14 protein-coding genes are annotated in these 18,552 nt (G+C 60.1%); all 14 read right to left on the reverse strand.

What is annotated here, in order from left to right:
• Window position 1 precedes the first annotated feature (1 nt).
• Complete coding sequence (locus RDA78_RS27865; protein ID WP_434052997.1) at window positions 2-2,170, reverse strand: ABC transporter permease; 2,169 nt, start codon at window positions 2,168-2,170, stop codon at window positions 2-4.
• Window positions 2,163-2,978 (reverse strand): ABC transporter ATP-binding protein, encoded by an 816-nt coding sequence (locus RDA78_RS27870; protein ID WP_434052998.1) that lies wholly within the window; start codon window positions 2,976-2,978, stop codon window positions 2,163-2,165. Before RDA78_RS27870 ends, RDA78_RS27865 begins: the two co-directional genes overlap by 8 nt.
• Window positions 2,975-4,042: a branched-chain amino acid ABC transporter permease gene (locus tag RDA78_RS27875; protein WP_434052999.1), complete on the reverse strand. Its 1,068-nt coding sequence runs from the start codon at window positions 4,040-4,042 to the stop codon at window positions 2,975-2,977. The genes RDA78_RS27870 and RDA78_RS27875 overlap by 4 nt, the downstream gene beginning before the upstream one ends.
• 3 nt (window positions 4,043-4,045) lie before the next feature.
• The gene (locus RDA78_RS27880; RefSeq protein WP_434053000.1) at window positions 4,046-5,059 is read right to left on the reverse strand and encodes a branched-chain amino acid ABC transporter permease; all 1,014 of its coding nucleotides are present in this window, start codon (window positions 5,057-5,059) and stop codon (window positions 4,046-4,048) included.
• 201 nt (window positions 5,060-5,260) lie between these two features.
• Window positions 5,261-6,094 carry a helix-turn-helix domain-containing protein gene (locus tag RDA78_RS27885; protein WP_434053001.1) on the reverse strand — a complete coding sequence of 278 codons (834 nt, stop codon included), beginning with the start codon at window positions 6,092-6,094 and terminating at the stop codon, window positions 5,261-5,263.
• 149 nt (window positions 6,095-6,243) lie between these two features.
• Window positions 6,244-7,674: an aldehyde dehydrogenase family protein gene (locus RDA78_RS27890; RefSeq protein ID WP_434053002.1), complete on the reverse strand. Its 1,431-nt coding sequence runs from the start codon at window positions 7,672-7,674 to the stop codon at window positions 6,244-6,246.
• Window positions 7,674-8,825 (reverse strand): iron-containing alcohol dehydrogenase, encoded by a 1,152-nt coding sequence (locus RDA78_RS27895; protein WP_434053003.1) that lies wholly within the window; start codon window positions 8,823-8,825, stop codon window positions 7,674-7,676. Before RDA78_RS27895 ends, RDA78_RS27890 begins: the two co-directional genes overlap by 1 nt.
• An 81-nt stretch (window positions 8,826-8,906) precedes the next feature.
• A complete protein-coding gene (locus tag RDA78_RS27900; RefSeq protein WP_434053004.1) occupies window positions 8,907-10,163 on the reverse strand; it encodes an ABC transporter substrate-binding protein in 1,257 nt (418 codons plus the stop codon).
• A gap of 273 nt (window positions 10,164-10,436) precedes the next feature.
• A complete protein-coding gene (locus RDA78_RS27905; RefSeq protein WP_434053005.1) occupies window positions 10,437-11,279 on the reverse strand; it encodes a metal ABC transporter permease in 843 nt (280 codons plus the stop codon).
• Window positions 11,279-12,172 carry a metal ABC transporter permease gene (locus RDA78_RS27910; RefSeq protein ID WP_434053006.1) on the reverse strand — a complete coding sequence of 298 codons (894 nt, stop codon included), beginning with the start codon at window positions 12,170-12,172 and terminating at the stop codon, window positions 11,279-11,281. The genes RDA78_RS27905 and RDA78_RS27910 overlap by 1 nt, the downstream gene beginning before the upstream one ends.
• Entirely contained in the window at window positions 12,172-13,044 is an 873-nt protein-coding gene (locus RDA78_RS27915) for a manganese/iron ABC transporter ATP-binding protein (RefSeq protein ID WP_434056224.1), read from the reverse strand. The genes RDA78_RS27910 and RDA78_RS27915 overlap by 1 nt, the downstream gene beginning before the upstream one ends.
• Window positions 13,045-13,136: 92 nt before the next feature.
• Window positions 13,137-14,039, reverse strand: coding sequence for a metal ABC transporter substrate-binding protein (locus RDA78_RS27920; RefSeq protein WP_434053007.1), 903 nt, complete (start codon window positions 14,037-14,039; stop codon window positions 13,137-13,139).
• A 171-nt stretch (window positions 14,040-14,210) separates the two neighbouring features.
• Window positions 14,211-15,125, reverse strand: a complete 915-nt coding sequence (locus RDA78_RS27925; protein ID WP_434053008.1) for a response regulator — start codon at window positions 15,123-15,125, stop codon at window positions 14,211-14,213.
• A complete protein-coding gene (locus RDA78_RS27930; protein WP_434053009.1) occupies window positions 15,115-18,504 on the reverse strand; it encodes a hybrid sensor histidine kinase/response regulator in 3,390 nt (1,129 codons plus the stop codon). The genes RDA78_RS27925 and RDA78_RS27930 overlap by 11 nt, the downstream gene beginning before the upstream one ends.
• Window positions 18,505-18,552: the final 48 nt, after the last annotated feature.

An 18,552-nucleotide genomic window follows, 5' to 3' on the forward strand; every position in this document is an offset into this window, starting at 1 on the left:
GTCAGTCTCCTGCTGCACGGCTGCGCCGGCTGGAATGGAAGCCGCGGAAGGTTTCGACGATGATCTCGGCGAATTCCGGGTCGTTGATATTGTGGGGAACACGGATCAGCCTGCGTTCGCTGGTCTGGCGCACGGTTTCCTCAAGGGATCTGAAAAGCGCTTCGTCCGCAGCCGGGTCATGAAAGGCCATGCCTGGGGCGTCCAGAAGCGAGACACCACCCTCGGGCAGGAAGAACCGGACCGGTGAGGTCATCTCGTTCAGGCGGTTGCCGATCCAGCGTCCCATTTCGATGTTTTCATCGACGGTGGTCCGCATCAGCGTGATTTGCGGATTGTGCTCGTAGAACAGACGGCCGCGATAACGCTCGGGGACCGTCTCGGGTGCGTTGAAATTGACCATGTCGAGTGCGCCGCAGGCGCCGATATAGGGCAGTCCCGCGCGGATCGATGCGCCGAACCTGTCCTCGTTGGCCGCGAACACGCCCCCGGCGACCATGTCGCAGATTTCCGTGGTGGTGAGATCGACCACGGCGGCCAGCATGCCGCTGTCCAGGAGCTTTTCCATGGACCTGCCGCCGACGCCCGTGGCGTGGAACACCAGGCAGTCGAAGTCGTCGTCAAGAGCCGCCGTCACCTGTTGCACGCAAGGCGTCGTCACACCGAACATGGTGAAGCCGACGGCGGGCTTGGCGTTGCGGACCGGCTTGCGTTTCGACCGGGCCCTGACCGCACCCGCAAGCGCGCCCGCCCCATTGCCGAGAACTTCGCGCGTGATCGAGTTCAGGCCCTGAACATCGGCGACCGAATAGAGCATCATGATGTCGGACGGGCCGACATATTGCTCGACATTGCCGCTGGCGACCGTGGAGACAATCACCTTCGGGATGCCGACCGGAAGTGTTCGCATCGCAGGGCTGACAAGGGCCGTTCCGCCCGATCCGCCGGCCGATATGACACCCGCAACATCCGTCTGCGCCTGCATCCAGCGTTCGAATGCCAGTGTCATTCCGGCCACCGCGGTGCCCCGGTCTCCGGTAAAGACACCGTTCGCACCGCGTGGGTGAAAGGCCGCGATTGCATGCGGCGGGACTTCCGCTCCGGAAGGCTTGCCGCTCGTCGACAGGTCGACAAGCCGGACCGTCAGCTCCTCCGCTTTAAGGATATCCCGGATATAGCGCAGCTCCTCGCCTTTCGTGTCGAGCGTTCCGGCGACATAGACGGTTGCGCCGCCTCCGGATCGCTGTGCGAAGAGCGGCGTGACGGGCGTTGCAGCCGATGCCGCGACCGCTGTGCTCGTGCGCGCGGTGTTTTCAATCACGCGGACAGGAACGGGCCGGGACCAGCGGGTCGGTGTTTTCGGATTTGACAGATAAACACGCCGGACATGCGGCGCTGCCGGCGCGGCGTGATCGGTTTCGGGTTCGAGCGCCGGGGCGGGTGTTTCGTCATGCGCATGACGGCCGACGCCGAGGAGCGCCTGCTGCAGGTCCCTGTCGGCAGCCAGCTGGTTGGAGGGCAGGATCCGGTTGATCCGGCCGTTGACCATGATCGCGACCTGATCCGCAACCGCGCACGCCACACCGATATTCTGTTCGATCACCAGGACGTCGATGTCGCCTTCCTGGCCGAGACGCACCAGCATCTCGGCGACCTGATTGACGATGACCGGCGCAAGGCCTTCGGTCGGCTCGTCCATGACAAGGAGCTTCGGATTGAGCAAAAGGGCCCGGCCGATGGCCAGCATCTGCTGCTCACCACCCGACAACTGCGCCCCGCCATTGCTGCGCCGTTCCGCAAGTCTCGGGAAGACGGAATAGACCCGTTCCGGTGTCCAGGCCCCACCCCTACTCGAGACCAGCTGCAGGTGCTCGTCGACCGTAAGCGATCTCCACAGGCGCCGTCCCTGGGGGACGTAGCCGATCCCCAGACGCGCGATTTCCGCGGGTCCAAGTCCTGCCAGGTTTTGCCCGAAGAGGCTGATGGTGCCCGAGGCAACAGGCACCAGGCCCATGATCGCCTTGCAGGTCGTTGTCTTGCCCATGCCATTGCGGCCAACGACGGACAGGACACCGTGATCCAGTGTCAGATTGACCCCTTGCAGGGCATGGGACTGGCCGTAATAGACATTGAGATCCTTGATCTCGAGTGCAGCAGTGGTGCGTTCAGCCATGGCCCAGCCCCTCATCACCACCGAGATAAAGCGCCTGAACCTCTTCATCCTCTTCAATTTCGGCCGGTTTGCCTTCCTTGAAGATCCGGCCGTTATGCATCATCGTGACCGACTCGGCGACACGCAGGGCGACGTCCATGTCGTGCTCGATGATGATGTAGCCCATATGGCTCGGCAGTCCGGTGAGGATCTCGATGAGCTCCTGCCGCTCCGTCGGGGAGAGACCGGCTGCCGGCTCGTCAAACAGGATGAATCTCGGGGCACCCGAAAGCGCCATCGCAATTTCCAGCTGACGTTGCTGTCCATAGGACAGATCCGACACCTTGGTGTCCCGGACGTCATCGAGATGAACGACATGCACCAGATTTTCCGCGCTGGCCATCAGGGCATCGTTGCGGCGCGGGCGGACAAAGGAAAACCGGCCGCGCGACACACCGCAACAGGCCAGGTAGACATTGTCCAGGACCGACAGGCCGGCGAACAGCAGCGAGATCTGGTAGGTTCTGCGCAATCCGCGCCGGATGCGTTCCTGCGCTGGAAACGCGGCCACCTCTTCCCCGAAAAACCTGATCGAGCCCGTTGTCGGCGCGAAATCGCCGGTGATGCAGTTGAACAGGGTGGTCTTACCTGCGCCGTTGGATCCGAGGACGGCGCGCCGCTCTCCCGGTTTTACGATCAGGTCGATATCGGTCAGCGCTGCCAGGGCCCCGAAGAGTTTGCTGACCCCACGCAATTCCAGCGCGTTCGCGGTTCCGGTGACGCTCAGGCGATCGGATACGGAGGTGCCTGCAGCTTCAACGAGCGTCACAGCCTGTCCTCCCCGCGATCGAGCAGAGGATCACGCTTGCGGTACTCCTGCCAACGGTCCCAGAGACCAAGGAGACCGTCGGGCGAAAAGAAGACGATGGCGAGAAAGCCGAGGCCGATGAGCAGCTGAAAGCGCTCTCCACTCAAACCGAGTGACAGAAGCACGTCGATTGCGAAGGTCTTGAGGAGCACGTAGATGAACGCACCGATGAACGGACCGATGGGACGGCTCATGCCACCGATCACCGCGATCACGAGAATGTCGATTGCCGGGCCGATGCCTGCAGTACCCGGTGAGATCTGTGCGGACTGCCAAGTCAGAAGAATGCCCCCGGTTCCGGCAATCAGCGCGGCGAAGGCGTAGGCCGCGATCCGGTGCGCGTTCACGCTGTAGCCGAGAGCGGCCATGCGGCGCGGATTGTCACGCACACCCTGCAAGGCGAGGCCGAACGGTGCCCGCGAAACGTACAGCACCGAAAAATAGGCGACGGCTGCCCAGAACAGGGTCAGGTAGTAGAAAGGAATGCTCTGCCGCCAGTCGACGCCGAAAAGGTTGGGCGGCAATACACCGTTGAATCCGGAGAACCCGTTGAAGACGACGTAATTCTGGCGGGCGAAGTAGAAGAACGCAGCCGCCACCGCCAGCGTGATCATGATGGTGTAGATTCCCTCGGTGCGGACGGCGAGAGACCCCACGACCGTGCCGAATGCCATCGCGACGATGAGGGCGAGCGGAATGGCGATGTACCACGGCCATCCCAGGCTGATATCGGTGATGGCGCTGTCGCCGAAGATGGCAACCATGTATCCGGCCAGCCCGGCAACCGACATCTGAACCAGGCTCACCATGCCGCCGTAGCCTCCGAGGAACATGAGGCTGAGCGAGATCATCCCAAGGATGAACGACCATCCGAACACCTGGTAGAGCGTGAAATCGCTTGCGAAGGCAGGCATGATCAGAAGTGCGATCGAAACGATCCAGTAGCTCGCGGGAATGCGCTCGAACCAGACCCGCTCGCGCGCGTCGTGAACCTTGGTTGCGGGATTGCCTTCAGCCAGCGCCATGGATCACGACCTTCCCATCAGGCCCTGCGGGCGGAAGGCCAGCACGAGCACCATGATCAGGAACGTGAGAACAACGGCATAGGTCGGGAAGTAGACGGAACCGAACTGTTCCGCGAGCCCGATCAGAAGCGCTCCGAGTGCAGCACCCGTTATGGATCCCATACCGCCGACGATGACGACCACGAGGGAAGCCAGCAGAAACCGGATGTCTTCCCCGGGCGCAACGGACTGGAAGGTACCGCCGACGACGCCTGCGATACCGGCGAGCCCTGCGCCGAACGCGAACACACCGACGAAGACAAGCTGAATACGTGCCCCTGTTGCCGACAGCATGTCCCGGTCATCGACACCGGCGCGGATCATCATTCCGATCTGCGTCCGGTTCAGGATTAGCCACATGGCAACCCCGATCACGACCGATGCGAGGAAAATGACGACGCGCACCACCGGGTATTTCAGGTAGATCAGTTCACCGGAAGAGCGTTTTACGCCCGTCACGAACAGGGTTTCCATCGGTCCGCTCAGCCAGCTCGGCGGAGAAATGTTGTAGAAATCTCCTCCGAAGCCCCAGAGCATCAGGTCCGCCATGACGATGGAAATCCCGATCGTGACGAGCGTTTGCCTGAGATCCTGTCCCTCCATCCTGCGGAAGATGAAGATCTGCATGAGAATGCCGACGAAGGCGACAAGAATGAAGGCAACCGGGAACGCAAGCAGCCAGTAGCCCGTGGAACTGGCGACGAAATAGCCGATGTAGCCACCCAGGAGATACAGAGATCCATGCGCCAGATTGACGTTGCGCATCAGGCCGAAAATCAGGGTGAAGCCGCTTGCCACGAGGAAATAGAGACCGCCAAGCGTGATGCCGTTGAAGACCGCGTTCAGGAAAACCTTCTTGCGCCCGATTACGTCAACGAGCCCCTTCGGCCACATGGCAAAGATCAGCCATATGAACACCGCAACCGCCAAGAGGATGATGACCGTCCAGACCGGATGTTTCGATGCGAATTCTCTCATCGGAAACTCCTTCCGGCAACGGTGCGCGAACCGATGTATTTTTGCCGCAACACGCGACGTCCTCCCTAAGCTCTTCCGACATTGAGGTCGCTGGCTCAGGAAAAGGCTAAGTCCGAAGCTCCGGAATCGACGTACCCGATAGTCTTCTCTGTTGGCCCATCATCGGCATAATTGATTTCCACCGCCGACCTGGTGCACCGCTTAAGTGACGTGCGCCACGCGGCGATAGTCGCTCGGCGGGATCCCGACGTTGGACGAGAAGAAACGGGTGAAACTTGCCTGCGAGGAAAACCCGAGATCGTAGCTGATTTCAGTCACCGACTTGTCGGTGGTCATCAGGTCGGAAATTGCCTGCTCCGCGCGCAACGTGTTGAGATAGAGATTTGGCGTAATTCCCATCTGCTTCTTGAAAAGCTTGAAGAAATGCGGACGGGACAGACCGACCTCGCGTGCCAGCCACTCCACTTCGACTTCCTCGGTGTAGTTTTCCTGCATGAGCCGGAGAGACCGACGCACACGGTAGTCCGTGAACCTGTGGCGGCTGTCGCTGAGGACGGAATTGCGATCCGCATGGCGCCAGGATTGCTCGAAACACTGCAGGGTCGTGCGATAGAGATAGCCATCGAACAGATGATCGTTGCCACCGTCCAGCAACAGGGACGTCAGTCGTTTCACCCAATTGGAGACGTCCGGTGTCATCGAGATGAAGGATCTGCCGAAATTCAGTGCGAATTCAGCGGATTGGCTGTTCTCAAGAAACCAGATCGGCTTGATGTAAAGCACCAGGCACATGCAGGACTCAACCGGGTTCTTCTCCTTCAGATGGAAGCTGTGCTGCTCCCAGGGACTGACGGCGACGCCGGTATTGCGGTCTGCGGCAACCCACTTGCCGGAGACACTGACTTTCGCCTCGGCACCGCCAAGGTAAAAGATCAGATGCCCCTCCCGGTGGGCATGCGTAATGATAGGCTTATCCAGCTTGTAGAGAGCCGCGCGCCCGAATTCACCGTGGTGAACGGATATCGCTTCGCTCATAGTCCCCTCCTCCCGAGGATTATCGCGATCGTCTATTTTTTTGTTTCATGAAGTAAACCTCGCAAAAATACCGATTTGCAAGACAAACGGCCTCACAAAGAGACTCAGAGTTACGAAATCAGACTGAAATTCATGCTGCGGCGCAGTATTCAGGCGCGAATATAACCCGTCTTGACTGTCGTGAAGAACTCCGCCGCGTACCGGCCCTGTTCGCGTGGGCCGAAGCTCGATCCTTTCCTGCCGCCGAAGGGAACATGATAGTCAACGCCCGCCGTCGGCAGATTGACCATCACCATGCCGGCCTTCGAATTCTTGCGGAAGTGGCTGGCATGCCTGAGGCTCGTGGTGCAGATTCCTGCACACAGGCCGAACTCGGTCTTGTTGGCGACCGACAGCGCCTCGTCATAGTCCTTGACACGAATGACCGAGGCGACCGGGCCGAACACCTCTTCGGTATTGATGCGCATGTCGTTGGTGGTGTCGGTGAAAATCGCGGGCCGCAGAAAGTATCCGTCGGTCTCCCCGCGCAGGCGCTCGCCGCCGCAGCGCAGGTTTCCGCCCTGGGCGCGGCCGATCTCAATATATTTCAGATCGGTCTCGAGCTGGTCTGCACTGGCGACCGGTCCGATCTCAGTTCCCTCCTTCAATGCATTGCCGACCACGAGCGCCTTGCAACGTTCGACCAGTTTCTCGACGAACCGGCTGCATATGTCCTCGGTCACGATCAGGCGCGATGACGCGGTGCATCTTTGACCGGTCGCAAAAAAGGCTCCGTCCACCGCAACTTCGACGGCCTGATCCAGTTCCGCGTCATTCAACACGACAAGCGGGTTCTTCCCGCCCATTTCAAGCTGAACCTTGCGCAGCCTTTTCAGACAGGCCTCCGCAACCCTGTGTCCCACAGTCTGCGATCCGGTGAAGGTAATCCCGTCGATCCGGGGATCGTCGAGCATGGCCTGGCCGACAACAGAGCCTTTTCCCGTGACGAGATTGAAAACACCATCCGGAACACCGGCTCTCTGCAGAATGTCCGCGAGAACCCAGGCGCAGCCGGGCACCAGTTCGGCGGGCTTGAACACGACCGTGTTGCCGTAACAGAGCGCCGGGGCGATTTTCCACGCGGGGATCGCGATGGGAAAATTCCAGGGTGTGATGATCCCGACGACGCCGAGCGGTTCGCGTGTCACCTCGACATCGATACCGGGGCGGACGGAGGGCACCAGATCTCCGGACTGCCGCACGCATTCACCGGCAAAGAACCGGAAGATATTCGCCGCCCGCTCCGCCTCCAGGAGGCCTTCACGGAGCGTCTTGCCTTCCTCACGTGACAAAAGCGTGCCGATTTCCTGTTTCCGGGCGGCCAGTTCGTCGGCGGCCCTGTTCAGGATTTCAAACCGGTGTTGAGGCGACGCAGCGGCCCAACCCGGCGCGGCTTCGGCAGCCGCCTCGATCGCCGCCTGCGTTTCGGCAACACCGGCATGCGCATAAAGATCTATGACATCGGAAAGGTCGGATGGGTTGCGGTTCTCCGCGGCATCGGCGGTCGACACCCATTCCCCGTTGATCAGCAGAGGTCTCATCAGGCCACCCGGGTTCTTTCCAAGTGCACCGACTTCATGATCGAATAGAGACTTGAGCTGGACAGCGCACGCGGACTGCGCACGGCGGCCAGATCGGACGCGGCCAGATCGGCGGCCGTTCGCAGCTCCTCCTCGGCGATGCCCATGTCATTGAGGCTTTCAGGCAAAGGCAGGTTGTGAAGAAATTCCGTGACGGACTGTGCCGGGTCGTGGTCACCCTGCGGGTCAAAAAGAGCTTGTAAAGTGCTGAACTTTTCGCGCGCAGCACCGGCATTGAACTGCAGGACCGAGGGCAACAGCAACCGGCTCAAGGCACCCGGGTCGAGACGGCGATCGACGACGGTCTCGAGCGCGCACCCGATGGCGTGGATTGTTCCGAGACCTTTCTGCAGCGCAAGCGCTCCGTTCAGGCTGGCAGCCATCAGCTCCCTTCGGGCCGTGACGCTGTCGTGCTCCAGCACCTTGTGCAGATTGGCAATCACGCGACCAAGACCGTCAAGCGCGATACCGTCGGCGGGCGGGTTGTAACCGGGAGACAGATAGGCTTCAACGCAGCGCCCGAGCGCATCGGCCCCGGCGCTGGCACTCTCGACCGGCGTTGCGCCCAGCGTCAGTGTCGGGTCGCAGATCGTCACGGCGGGAACCAGCTTCTTGCACATGAGTCGCGTCCGCTCGCCGTCCTGCAGGACGACCGGCGCATGGGCGCTTACCGCAGATCCAAACCCCTGAATACCCGGAACGGCATAAAGATCGGGAAGATTGTTGCCGATCCGCCGGGAGCCGCCCGTGGCATAGGAGAAGGTTTCGAGCGGTTCCTCATGCGCGATCGATATTCTCGAGATTTTTGCAAGATCGATCGCGGTGTTGCGTCCAAACGCGATCAGGAGGTCGCGGTCCGTTCGCTCGTAGATGTCTGCGATACGGCGGGCGGCGCTCTCGTTGGGTATGTCGGGTACGTCGCTGACGACCTCGACCGAGGTCCGCACGGGCAGCCCCGCAAGAAGCCGTTCGTAGAGTTCGCTGTTCAGGTGCGCATCATCAGTGACAATCAGCGGCCGTTTCTTGCGATTGACTTCCACTTCCGACCATAGCGCCTCTTCCAAAACGCCATCGGCAAAATGAACTCGCGTAACGTAGGTAATGAGAGTCATTGCCAGATCTCGACAAGAAGCTGCTGGATGCGGCGGCCCGGTAGGAGAACCGGGCGGCGTGTGCCGCCCGGCGCTTTGCGGTCAGTAAGACGACTTGCACTCAGGCGTCTCACGGCTTGGGAGGCCGATCTTTGCAAAGACTTCAGGATCGATGCCGAGGGTCTGCGGCACGTTTTCCTTGATCGCGACCAGCTTGGTCACGAGCGTGCCGTCATCCTGCTCGGCGACCTCGGACACGAAATTCGCACCGATTGCCTGGCGGTTGCCGTCGAGCGTGATCTTGCCGTTCGGCGCTTCGAGTTCCAGGTTGGCAAGGCAGCCGCGGAACTTTGCCTGCCCGTCGGACAGATCGCCGCCGACCTCATCGAGACAGGTCATCGCGGCCGTCGTCGCGTTGTAGTAGCCCGTTGCAAGGAGCGATGGGCTCGGGAAGCGCTGGTCCGGCGGGAATGCGTCCTGGTAGGCCTTCACATATGTCTTCCAGTTTGCATCATCCCAGGTGTCGGCTTGCGGGCCTGCGGACGGCGTTCCGATAAGCGCGTTCTTGGCGTCGCCCTTGGAGTTCAGGACCGTGCCGTCAACCATGATGGAACCGCCAATCAGGTTGGCATCGCCACCGGCCTGCTGATACTGGTTCAGGAAGTTGACAGCGTCGCCGCCGCCAAGACCGAGATAGATCGCGTCCACATCGTCAGGAAGCGAGGCAATGATCGAGCCGAAATCCTTTGTTCCGAGCGGAACCCAGAAACGTTCGGTGATTTCACCACCAGCCTGGCAGTATTCCAGGGCAAAGCCGAAAACCTGCGTATAGATGAAGGAATAGTCTTCCCCGATCGTCGCGACGGTTTCCCAGCCCTTTTCGTTGAACACATAGTCGCCCAGGCCCGCGGACCACTGCGCTCCGTCCGTGTTGAAGCGGAAGAAGTTCTCGGACGGCGTCACGTAGGTTGTTTCCTGCGCACCGGAGATCCCGTTCAGGAATGTGACCTGCGGCTGTGTTTTCGAATAATCCCGGATGGCGATGCCCTCGGATCCGGAAAGCGGTCCGATCACAATGTCGACCTTGTCCTGCTCGACCAGCTTGCGTGCACCGCGTACCGCGCTATCCGGCGATGCGTCCGTTGACTGAATGATCAGTTCGATATCACGGCCACCGGCTTTGGGACCCCTGACGGCCATGGCCGTCTTGAGACCGCGCACACCGTCCTCTCCGAGAACCGTGTATGTGCCTTCAAGCGTCGCAAGGACGCCGACTTTCAAGGGACCATCCGCCGCAAAAGCTGCGCCGGTTGAAAGAAATGCAGCCGCGGAGACAGCGGCCAGGAGATGCTTCTTCATCCGTTCCTCCCAACGAATACTCAGCCGCTTTTGATCGCATGCGAGGCCGGAACTGGTGTCAATTGCGACCGCCAATTGCGTCTACGGCAATGCGCCTAGCATGCGTCAGGGAGGCGTTGCCAACTATCTCGGAGAGTGCGGGTGATATAACGCACAGTCTGTTTTTGGAGCTTTCGATGCGAGCATATTTTGCCGTCTGCGGTTTTCACGGCTCACATCCCGTCGCCCGGTTGATCGATCATCAGGTGCCAGTGGCCAAATCCCGCGAACGGCTCAAGCCGCTTTTGCCGCAGAGGCCGCACGCGTCAGCAAGAGCCGCCGTGCGAAGGCGACGACGAACATAAAGGTCAGGATCAGAATGATGGTCGGCGCTGGCGCGCTATCGAGAAAGAAGCTGGCGTAGGTGCCGGCCAGCATGGCCGACATGCAGACGAATGCGGACACCCAGAGCATGGTCCCAAACCTTCTCACAAGCAGGAAGGCAATTGCCCCCGGCGCGATCAGAAGGCCTATGGCAAGGATAAGGCCCGCTGCCGAAAGCGTGGCAACGATGGTCAGCGAGAGTGCCGCCAGAAGCCCGTAATGCAGCAGATTGACCGGCAGACCGGACGCCTTCGCCTGTGCGGCGTCGAAACTTTGCAGGACAAGGTCTTTCCATTTCAGAACGAGCGCGGTGCTCACAACGATCGCGATGATGCCGGCGGTGATGAGATCCGACGTTCCAACGCCGAGCATGTTGCCGAAGAGAATGTGATCGAGGTGCGCATTCGTTTCGACCGCGACGTAAAGCACGATGCCGAGGCCGAACATGCCCGAGAACACGACACCCATCACGGTGTCCTGCTTTACGCGGCTGTTGCCCGCCAGATATCCGGTTGCCAGGGCACAGATCATTCCGGCTGCGAACGCACCGATCAGAAGCGGGATACCGATGATGTAGGCGACCACGATCCCGGGCAGGATGGCATGGCTGACCGCATCGCCCATCAGCGCCCAGCCCTTCATGACCAGAAAGCACGAGAGAAGCGCCGTCGGCACCGAGACGATTATGCAGATCAGAAAAGCGTTCTGCATGAACGGGAAGCGGAACGGCAACAAAAGCGTGTCGAGATCCATCAGACTGCCTCGCCGCTGTTGACCGGCGCCGTGTCCGCCGGCCTTTCGCGCAAGGCTGCTGCTGCCTTGCGCCGCGCTGCCAGCAGGCCGTGTTTGGGCGCAAGCAGGAAGACGGCCAGAAAGATGAGGGTCTGCAGTGTCACGATGATGCCACCGGTCGCCCCGTCCAGGAAGTAGCTGACATACGCTCCGGTAAAGCTCGTCAGAGCGCCGATCGCGACCGAAAGCGCAATCAGCCTGGGGAAGCGATCGCACAGGAGGTAGGCGGTGGCACCGGGGGTCACGACCATGGCGATGACCAGAAAAGCGCCAACGGTCTGCATCGCGGCGACGACGGAGGCGGACAGAAGAACGAAGAAGATGGCTTTCAACACACCCGGGTTCAAACCTATGGAGCGCGCATGGTTCTCATCGAAGAAGGTCACCATCAGGTCTTTCCACTTCGCCAGCAGGATCGCCAACGAGACAAAACCGATAATCGCAAGCTGAAGCGTATCTTCGGGCGTGATCGCCAGGATGTTGCCCATCGTGATCGTCTGGATGGACACAGACATCGGGTTCACGGACACGATGAAAAGGCCAAGCCCGAAAAAGGATGTGAAGATCAGTCCGATGATCACGTCCGCCTTCAGTCCGGATCGCTCTGAAAGGAACAGCATGGCTCCGGCGGCCAGTCCGCCCGCCAAAAAGGCGCCCAGCGAAAACGGCAGACCGAGAACGTAGGCGCCGGCGACGCCAGGAACGACCGAGTGGGACAGCGCGTCACCGATCAGGGACCAGCCTTTCAGCATCAGATAAGCGGATAGAAAGGCACAAACGCCGCCGACCAGGGCCGAGACCCACATGGCATTGACCATGTAGTTGTAGGAAAAAGGTTCCAGCAGTATCGCCATTATTGCCTGCCGTCCGTGGTCTGGACTTCGTCGCCATATTGCACGAAGGGGCGTTCATCATCCGTCAGGATCGTCACCTTGCGCTGGTCGCCATCGGTATGCAGCGTTTCGTCGGAAATGGTGAAATGGCGCAACACGCCACCGAAGGCCTGTTCCAGATTTTCGCGCGTGAACGTCGTTTGCGTCGCGCCGTAGGCCAGAACGGTGCCTTTCACCAGCACCGTCCGGTCGCAGAATTCGGGAACCGAGCCGAGATTGTGGGTGGAAACAAGCATCACCCGTCCTTCGTCCCGGAGTTCCTTCAAGAGAGCGACGATCTGCTCTTCGGTCTTGACGTCCACGCCGGTAAACGGCTCGTCCAGCAGGATCACCTGACCGTCCTGCGCAAGTGCGCGCGCGAGAAAGACACGCTTGCGCTGCCCGCCGGACAATTCGCCGATCTGGCGATGGCGAAAATCCTGCATGTTGACCCTGTGAAGCGCCTGGTCGACCGCTGCGTGATCGGCCGGTTTCGGACGGCGCAAAAAACCCATGTGGCCATACCGGCCCATCATGACGACGTCTTCGACCAGCACCGGGAAGGACCAGTCGACTTCCTCCGATTGCGGCACGTAGGCGACAAGGTTGCGTTTCAGTGCCTCGCGCACCGGCAGATCGAGAATGCGGATCTCACCCCGGGCAGCGGGAACAAATCCCATGATCGCCTTGAACAAAGTCGATTTACCGGCCCCGTTTACGCCAACCAGTGCCGTCACCGTGCCTTTGGGTATGGAAAAGCTCGCATTCCACAACGCGGTGTGACCGTTACGATAGGTAACGGTCACATCTTTTGCGGAAAGTCCACCGGCGTCCGTTGGCACGGTCGCATCCATTTCGGGGTCCTTGACGATTTGCAGCACGGGTCACCCCATTAAAGAGTACTCTTCACAACATAACAATCGGGTGGCGGCCCGCTTGCCGGCGATCAGTTCGACGCCGACTTCAAGCCTTCGGCAACGGTCGTTGCGGTCACTTTCAACAGATCGAGATAAGTCGGCACCGGTCCGCCGGCTTCGCTCAAGGAATCCACGTAGAGCTCACCGCCGTAGCTGGCACCGGTCTCGCGCGCGACCTGTTTCGCCGGAGCGGTGTTTACCGTGCTTTCGCAGAACACAACCGGAATCTCGTTTTCCCGGACACCATCGATCACGGACCTGACCTGCTGAGGCGTGCCGACCTGGTCGGCGTTCATCGGCCACAGATAGAGTTCCTTCATGCCGAAGTCCCGGGCAAGATAGCTGAATGCGCCTTCGCAGGTAACCAGCCAGCGCTGCGCCTCGGGAATTTCAGCCACCGCCTCACGCAGGGGCTCAATGGTTGCCCGGAGCTGGGCCTTATAGGCCTCCGCATTCTTTTCGTAGGTCGCCGCATTGACGGGATCCTGGGCAGAAAAGGCTGCAACGATGTTGTCGATATAAACCAGGGCGTTGTCCAGACCCATCCAGGCATGCGGGTTCGGCTTGCCCTCATAAGCTCCCGACCTGATGGCGATCGGGTCAATGCCATCCGTCAGCGTCGCCGACGGGATATCGCCAAGGTTGGACAGAAACTGCTCGAACCAGAGTTCGAGGTTCATGCCGTTCCAGAGGATCAGATCCGCGTCCGACGCCCGCACGATGTCCTGGGGCGTCGGCTGGTACCCATGGATTTCCGCGCCCGGCTTCGTGATCGACACGACTTCGGCGGCCTCGCCTGCCACGTTGCCGGCGATGTCGGCGATCACGGTAAAGGTGGTTGCGACCTTCATCTTGTCGGCCGCCTGCGCAAATGGCGACATGAGCAAGGCGAGCGACGTCAACGAAACGGCAATGAAAGAAGCTTTGATCATTCCGGACTCCAAACTGGGATTTCGCATCATTCCTGCAATTGATATTGCAAATCATTTGCAATATCAAGCCAGTTGCGAATTATTCTCATTAAAGATCGGCAACAATGGAGGAGCTAGCGTTCTGCAGACGAAAGAAAAGACCGGGACTTCAGACAGGAAGGACGACCACCTTTACAAAGCGAAGATGACTTCCGCCGCTCTCACGGCCGCCGACGCCCTGTTTTCCACGCCGAGTTTGACGAAGATCTGCTCCAGATGCTTGTTGACCGTGCGCGGTGAAAGCCCGAGAATCTCGCCGATGTCCTTGTTGGACTTGCCCTTGGCGATCCAGATAAGCACTTCCGCTTCGCGCTGGGTCAGTTCGAACCGCTCCTGCAGAGCCCGGACCTGACCCGCCTCGTCCTCGGCGGTGACACGGAAAAGGTTTTCGTCGGGGCCCACCCGCCCGAGTGGATGCAACTGGACGGCAAGCGTGCCGGAGAGGCCCAGCATGAAGCTCTTGTGATAAGCGCCTGACGGTTCGGCGCTTTCGAGCCAGTCGCCAAGCGCTTTCCCAAGTTGCAGCAAACTCGTCTCGGCATTTCCGGCCTGCTCAAGAAGAGACTGGATCTGCGGCGTCGACCAAAGAATTTTGCCGGCGGAATTCACCGCGACGAGATGACGTCCGGCCGCATCCAGCGCGACATGAGCACTCTGCACCGAGCGTGCATTCTTGAGGTGAACCTTGATGCGCGCCTTCAGTTCGTCGACGTCGATCGGCTTGGTCAGGAAGTCGACGCCGCCCGATTCCAACGCCTTCACGATATGCTCGGTCTCCGAAAGCCCCGTCATGAAGATTACGGGCACATGCTTCAGTGCCGGGTTGTCCTTGATCTTCCGGCAAGTCTCGAATCCGTCCAGCCCCGGCATGACCGCGTCCATCAGGATCGTGTCCGGTGTCACCCTGTCGCAAATCGAAAGGGCAGCCTCTCCGCTGGTTGCGACCAGAACCGCGACACCGGTCTTTTTCAGGGCCTCGGTTACAAACCCCAGGGTTTCCGGGCTGTCGTCCACCACAAGGACTGTATCGCGGCGGTCATCCGTCATTGGTTTCCAGTTCGCTCAGAACGTCATTGTAGGCGTCAAAATCAAACCGGTTAAGATGACCATGAAGCGTTTCGACAAGAGGCTTATACTCGGGTGTGACGGCAAGTTCGGCAAGCTTTGCCTCAATGCCCTCCACATATCCGATTTCCGCAAGAGATATAAGGTCGGCAACGTGTTTCTCACCCGGCGACCGCAACCGCACCTTCCTGGCAGGTTCCGGCTGGTCAGGCTGAACGGTTTCAGTCCATGTCAGCCCGAGATGTTTTTGCAACAGATCGAGCAGTTGGCCGATATCAAATGGCTTGGCCAGTGTCGCATCGTGGCGCGACGGGCCGTCGGGGCGAAGAGACTGGTCGCCGATATTTGCCGACAGCATCACGATCGGCATGTGATCATCTTTCTCGCGCAGTGCGTCCGCCAGTTCCCACCCGTTCATGCCCGGCATCAGAATGTCGATGAGATAAAGATCCGGTTTCAGATCAACCAGTGTTGACAGGCACTCGGTTCCATTTCCCGCCTCCAGAACCGTGAAACCGATCGGCTTCAGGATTGCGTTCACCAGTGCGCGGTGATCTGGATTGTCATCCACCACGGCGATCGTTCGACGCGCGCCAAGATAGCCCCTCACCTGGTGTTCGAGCCGAACGATATCGACCGGGCGGTCGACGGCGGCCAGCATGAGCCGGACTTCGAAGGCGGCGCCCTTTCCCGGCTCGCTTGCAAGCGCGATGGCCCCGCCCATGGTTTCCGTCAAAAGCTTGGTAATGGTCAATCCAAGCCCGAGACCGGGCGCCGCGCGGCTCGCAGGTGCCTTACTGCGGCCGAACGGTTCAAAGATCTTGACCTGCTCGCCAAGATCAATGCCGGGCCCGGTGTCCTTGATGACAAAGCTTGCGACCTGGGACCGGTAGCCGACGCTGAGCGAGACCTCGCCGCTTTCGGTGAACTTGATCGCGTTGGTGAGAAGGTTGACAAGGATCTGCCGCAGCCGTTTCTCGTCCGTTCTGACAAAGACCGGCAGGTTGGGCGCGGCTTTGAATTTGAACTCGAGCCCTTTGGCGCTTGCCTGCATTTCGAACATGTCGACGATCTGGTCGAGGAAATCGTGAATGTTGATCTCGTTGGAATAGATCTGAAGACGTCCCGCCTCGATTCGCGATATGTCCAGAAGCCCGTCAATGAGCCCGGAGAGGTGCTCGGCGCTGCGCCGGATCGTGCTGACCGCGGGTTTGCGGGCCGTCGGCAGGGTTTCATCGCGTTCCAGCACCTGTGCGTAGCCAAGTACCGCGTTCAGCGGCGTCCTGAGTTCGTGACTGAGGCCGACCACGTAACGGCTCTTGGCAAGGTTTGCGGCCTCGGCGTCTTCCTTCGCTTTCTGCAGCGCTGCGTCGGTTACACCATGCGCATCGATTTCTTTCTGCAGAAGCGCATTCTGGCGTGCGGATTCCTCCTCGGCGACCCGGCGCGTGTCGTGGGCGAGAACAAGGAACCAGCAGGCGATTCCGGCGACAATGGTGAAAACGAAGAATATCAGTGTGACCGTCTGCGCAATGATCCCGGTCGGGTCACCGAACCGGCCGACTGCCTGAGCGTAGATCACCCACAGGACGAGACCGATGCCCGTGATGGATATTGCTGACGCCAGGGCATAGCGGCCCAGACGCGAATTCAGGTAGTCGAACACTCTTTCCGGCAGCACCACGGAAGCCACGCTTCCGACCTGATGCGAAAGCCGGGCGTTCGGCTTGCAGGAATCATGACATCTTGCGTCGAGAGAGCAGCATAGCGAGCAGATCGGTGCCTGGTATGCGGGACAATAGGCCATGTCCTCCGGCTCGAACGGATTTTCGCAAATCGAGCACGCAATGCTCGTCTTGTCCTTCCAACTCGCACGCGGTTTGCGCGCCAGATAGTATTTCCCCTTGGTTGCGTAGGCGATCAGGGGTGCCGCCACGAAGGCGATCGCCATTGCCAGGAAAGTCGCGAGCGCTGCAGGTATCTCGCCGAACTGACCGAAATGCGCTGCAATCGAGAGCCCTGCCGCCAGCAGCATTGCGCCCGTCCCGACGGGATTGATGTCGTAAAGGTGGGCGCGCTTGAATTCGATGCCGGGCGGAGACAATCCAAGCGGCTTGTTGATGAACAGGTCCGCCGATATCGCCGAGAGCCAGGCCATCGCGACAATGGAAAAGACTCCGAGCGTCTCCTCAAGCAGCGCGTAGATGCCAAGCTCCATGAGCAGCAGGGCGATGCCGACATTGAACACCAGCCAGACCACGCGCCCGGGATGTGAATGTGTCAGCCTGGAAAAGAAATTCGACCAAGCAAGAGACCCGGCATAGGCGTTCATCACATTGATCTTGAGCTGGGCGACAACGACGAAGGCCGCCATCAGCAGAAGAACGACGGTCTCGTTGGGGATCATGTAGCCGAAGGCGACGGTATACATTCGCGCCGGCTCGTCGGCGTGCTCGACAGGCACGCCATGCGACAGCACCAGGACGGCCAGGAAAGATCCTGCAATCATTTTCGGAGCACCAAGAACCACCCAGCCCGGTCCGGCAAGGAAAAGGGCCAGCCTGTGCCGCCTGCGCGCAAAGTCCTCCGCGGGCAGAAAGCGGAGAAAGTCGACCTGTTCTCCGATCTGCGCCATCAGGGCGAGGATGACCGCCGTCGCAGCACCGAAGCTGATCAGGTTGACGCTTTCCCAGCCGCCGGGCTCCGTTCTGGGTGCCTGGGTCGCCGGATCGATCCCGGAAAATGTCAACCACTGTCCGACGGCCTGCCAGTCCGTGAAAGCAATGAACACGAAGGGCAGAATGTTCAGGACGATCCAGAAGGGCTGTGTGGCCAGCTGGAACCGGCTGATCCAGGTGATGCCATGGGTCACCAGCGGAATGACAGCGACGGCGCTGATGATGTAACCGAGCCAAAGCGGCACGCCGAAGGCAAATTCGAGCGCGCTCGACATGATCGAGGCTTCGATGGCGAACAGAATGAAGGTAAAGCTCGCATAGATGAGCGACGTTATCGTCGATCCGATGTACCCGAAACCCGCACCGCGCGTCAGCAGGTCGATGTCTACGCCGTAACGCATGGCGTAGCGGCTGATCGGCAGTCCGACGATCAGGAGGACAAGGCTGCCCACCATAATGGCGACGAAGGCATTCGCGGTCCCGTGCGACAACGTGATGGCACCGCCGATCGCTTCCAGCGCCAGAAAGGAGATCGCCCCGATCGCGGTCTGGGAAATGGCGCGGGAAGAAAACCGGCGCGCGCCCTTGGCCGTGAACCGAAGGGCATAGTCCTCAAGCGTCTGGTTGTTGACCCATTTGTTGTACTGGCGTCGAATGGGCAGAATGCGCTGGCGGGCGGTCAATGTCGGCGACCTGCCCTGCTTTTGGCCATATGCCTATTTTTTCGGCAG

Origin of the sequence: Roseibium sp. (genome assembly GCF_051016195.1) — a bacterium.
In the GTDB taxonomy this organism is placed as follows: Bacteria; Pseudomonadota; Alphaproteobacteria; order Rhizobiales; family Stappiaceae; genus Roseibium.

Excerpts from the sequence above, each read along its gene's own strand:
- RDA78_RS27865 (WP_434052997.1), bottom strand. The coding sequence starts at position 2,170 with ATGGCTGAACGCACCACTGCTGCACTCGAGATCAAGGATCTCAATGTC.
- RDA78_RS27875 (WP_434052999.1), bottom strand. The coding sequence starts at position 4,042 with ATGGCGCTGGCTGAAGGCAATCCCGCAACCAAGGTTCACGACGCGCGC.
- RDA78_RS27880 (WP_434053000.1), bottom strand. The coding sequence starts at position 5,059 with ATGAGAGAATTCGCATCGAAACATCCGGTCTGGACGGTCATCATCCTC.
- RDA78_RS27885 (WP_434053001.1), bottom strand. The coding sequence starts at position 6,094 with ATGAGCGAAGCGATATCCGTTCACCACGGTGAATTCGGGCGCGCGGCT.
- RDA78_RS27890 (WP_434053002.1), bottom strand. The coding sequence starts at position 7,674 with ATGAGACCTCTGCTGATCAACGGGGAATGGGTGTCGACCGCCGATGCC.
- RDA78_RS27895 (WP_434053003.1), bottom strand. The coding sequence starts at position 8,825 with ATGACTCTCATTACCTACGTTACGCGAGTTCATTTTGCCGATGGCGTT.
- RDA78_RS27900 (WP_434053004.1), bottom strand. The coding sequence starts at position 10,163 with ATGAAGAAGCATCTCCTGGCCGCTGTCTCCGCGGCTGCATTTCTTTCA.
- RDA78_RS27905 (WP_434053005.1), bottom strand. The coding sequence starts at position 11,279 with ATGGATCTCGACACGCTTTTGTTGCCGTTCCGCTTCCCGTTCATGCAG.
- RDA78_RS27910 (WP_434053006.1), bottom strand. The coding sequence starts at position 12,172 with ATGGCGATACTGCTGGAACCTTTTTCCTACAACTACATGGTCAATGCC.
- RDA78_RS27915 (WP_434056224.1), bottom strand. The coding sequence starts at position 13,044 with ATGGATGCGACCGTGCCAACGGACGCCGGTGGACTTTCCGCAAAAGAT.
- RDA78_RS27920 (WP_434053007.1), bottom strand. The coding sequence starts at position 14,039 with ATGATCAAAGCTTCTTTCATTGCCGTTTCGTTGACGTCGCTCGCCTTG.
- RDA78_RS27925 (WP_434053008.1), bottom strand. The coding sequence starts at position 15,125 with ATGACGGATGACCGCCGCGATACAGTCCTTGTGGTGGACGACAGCCCG.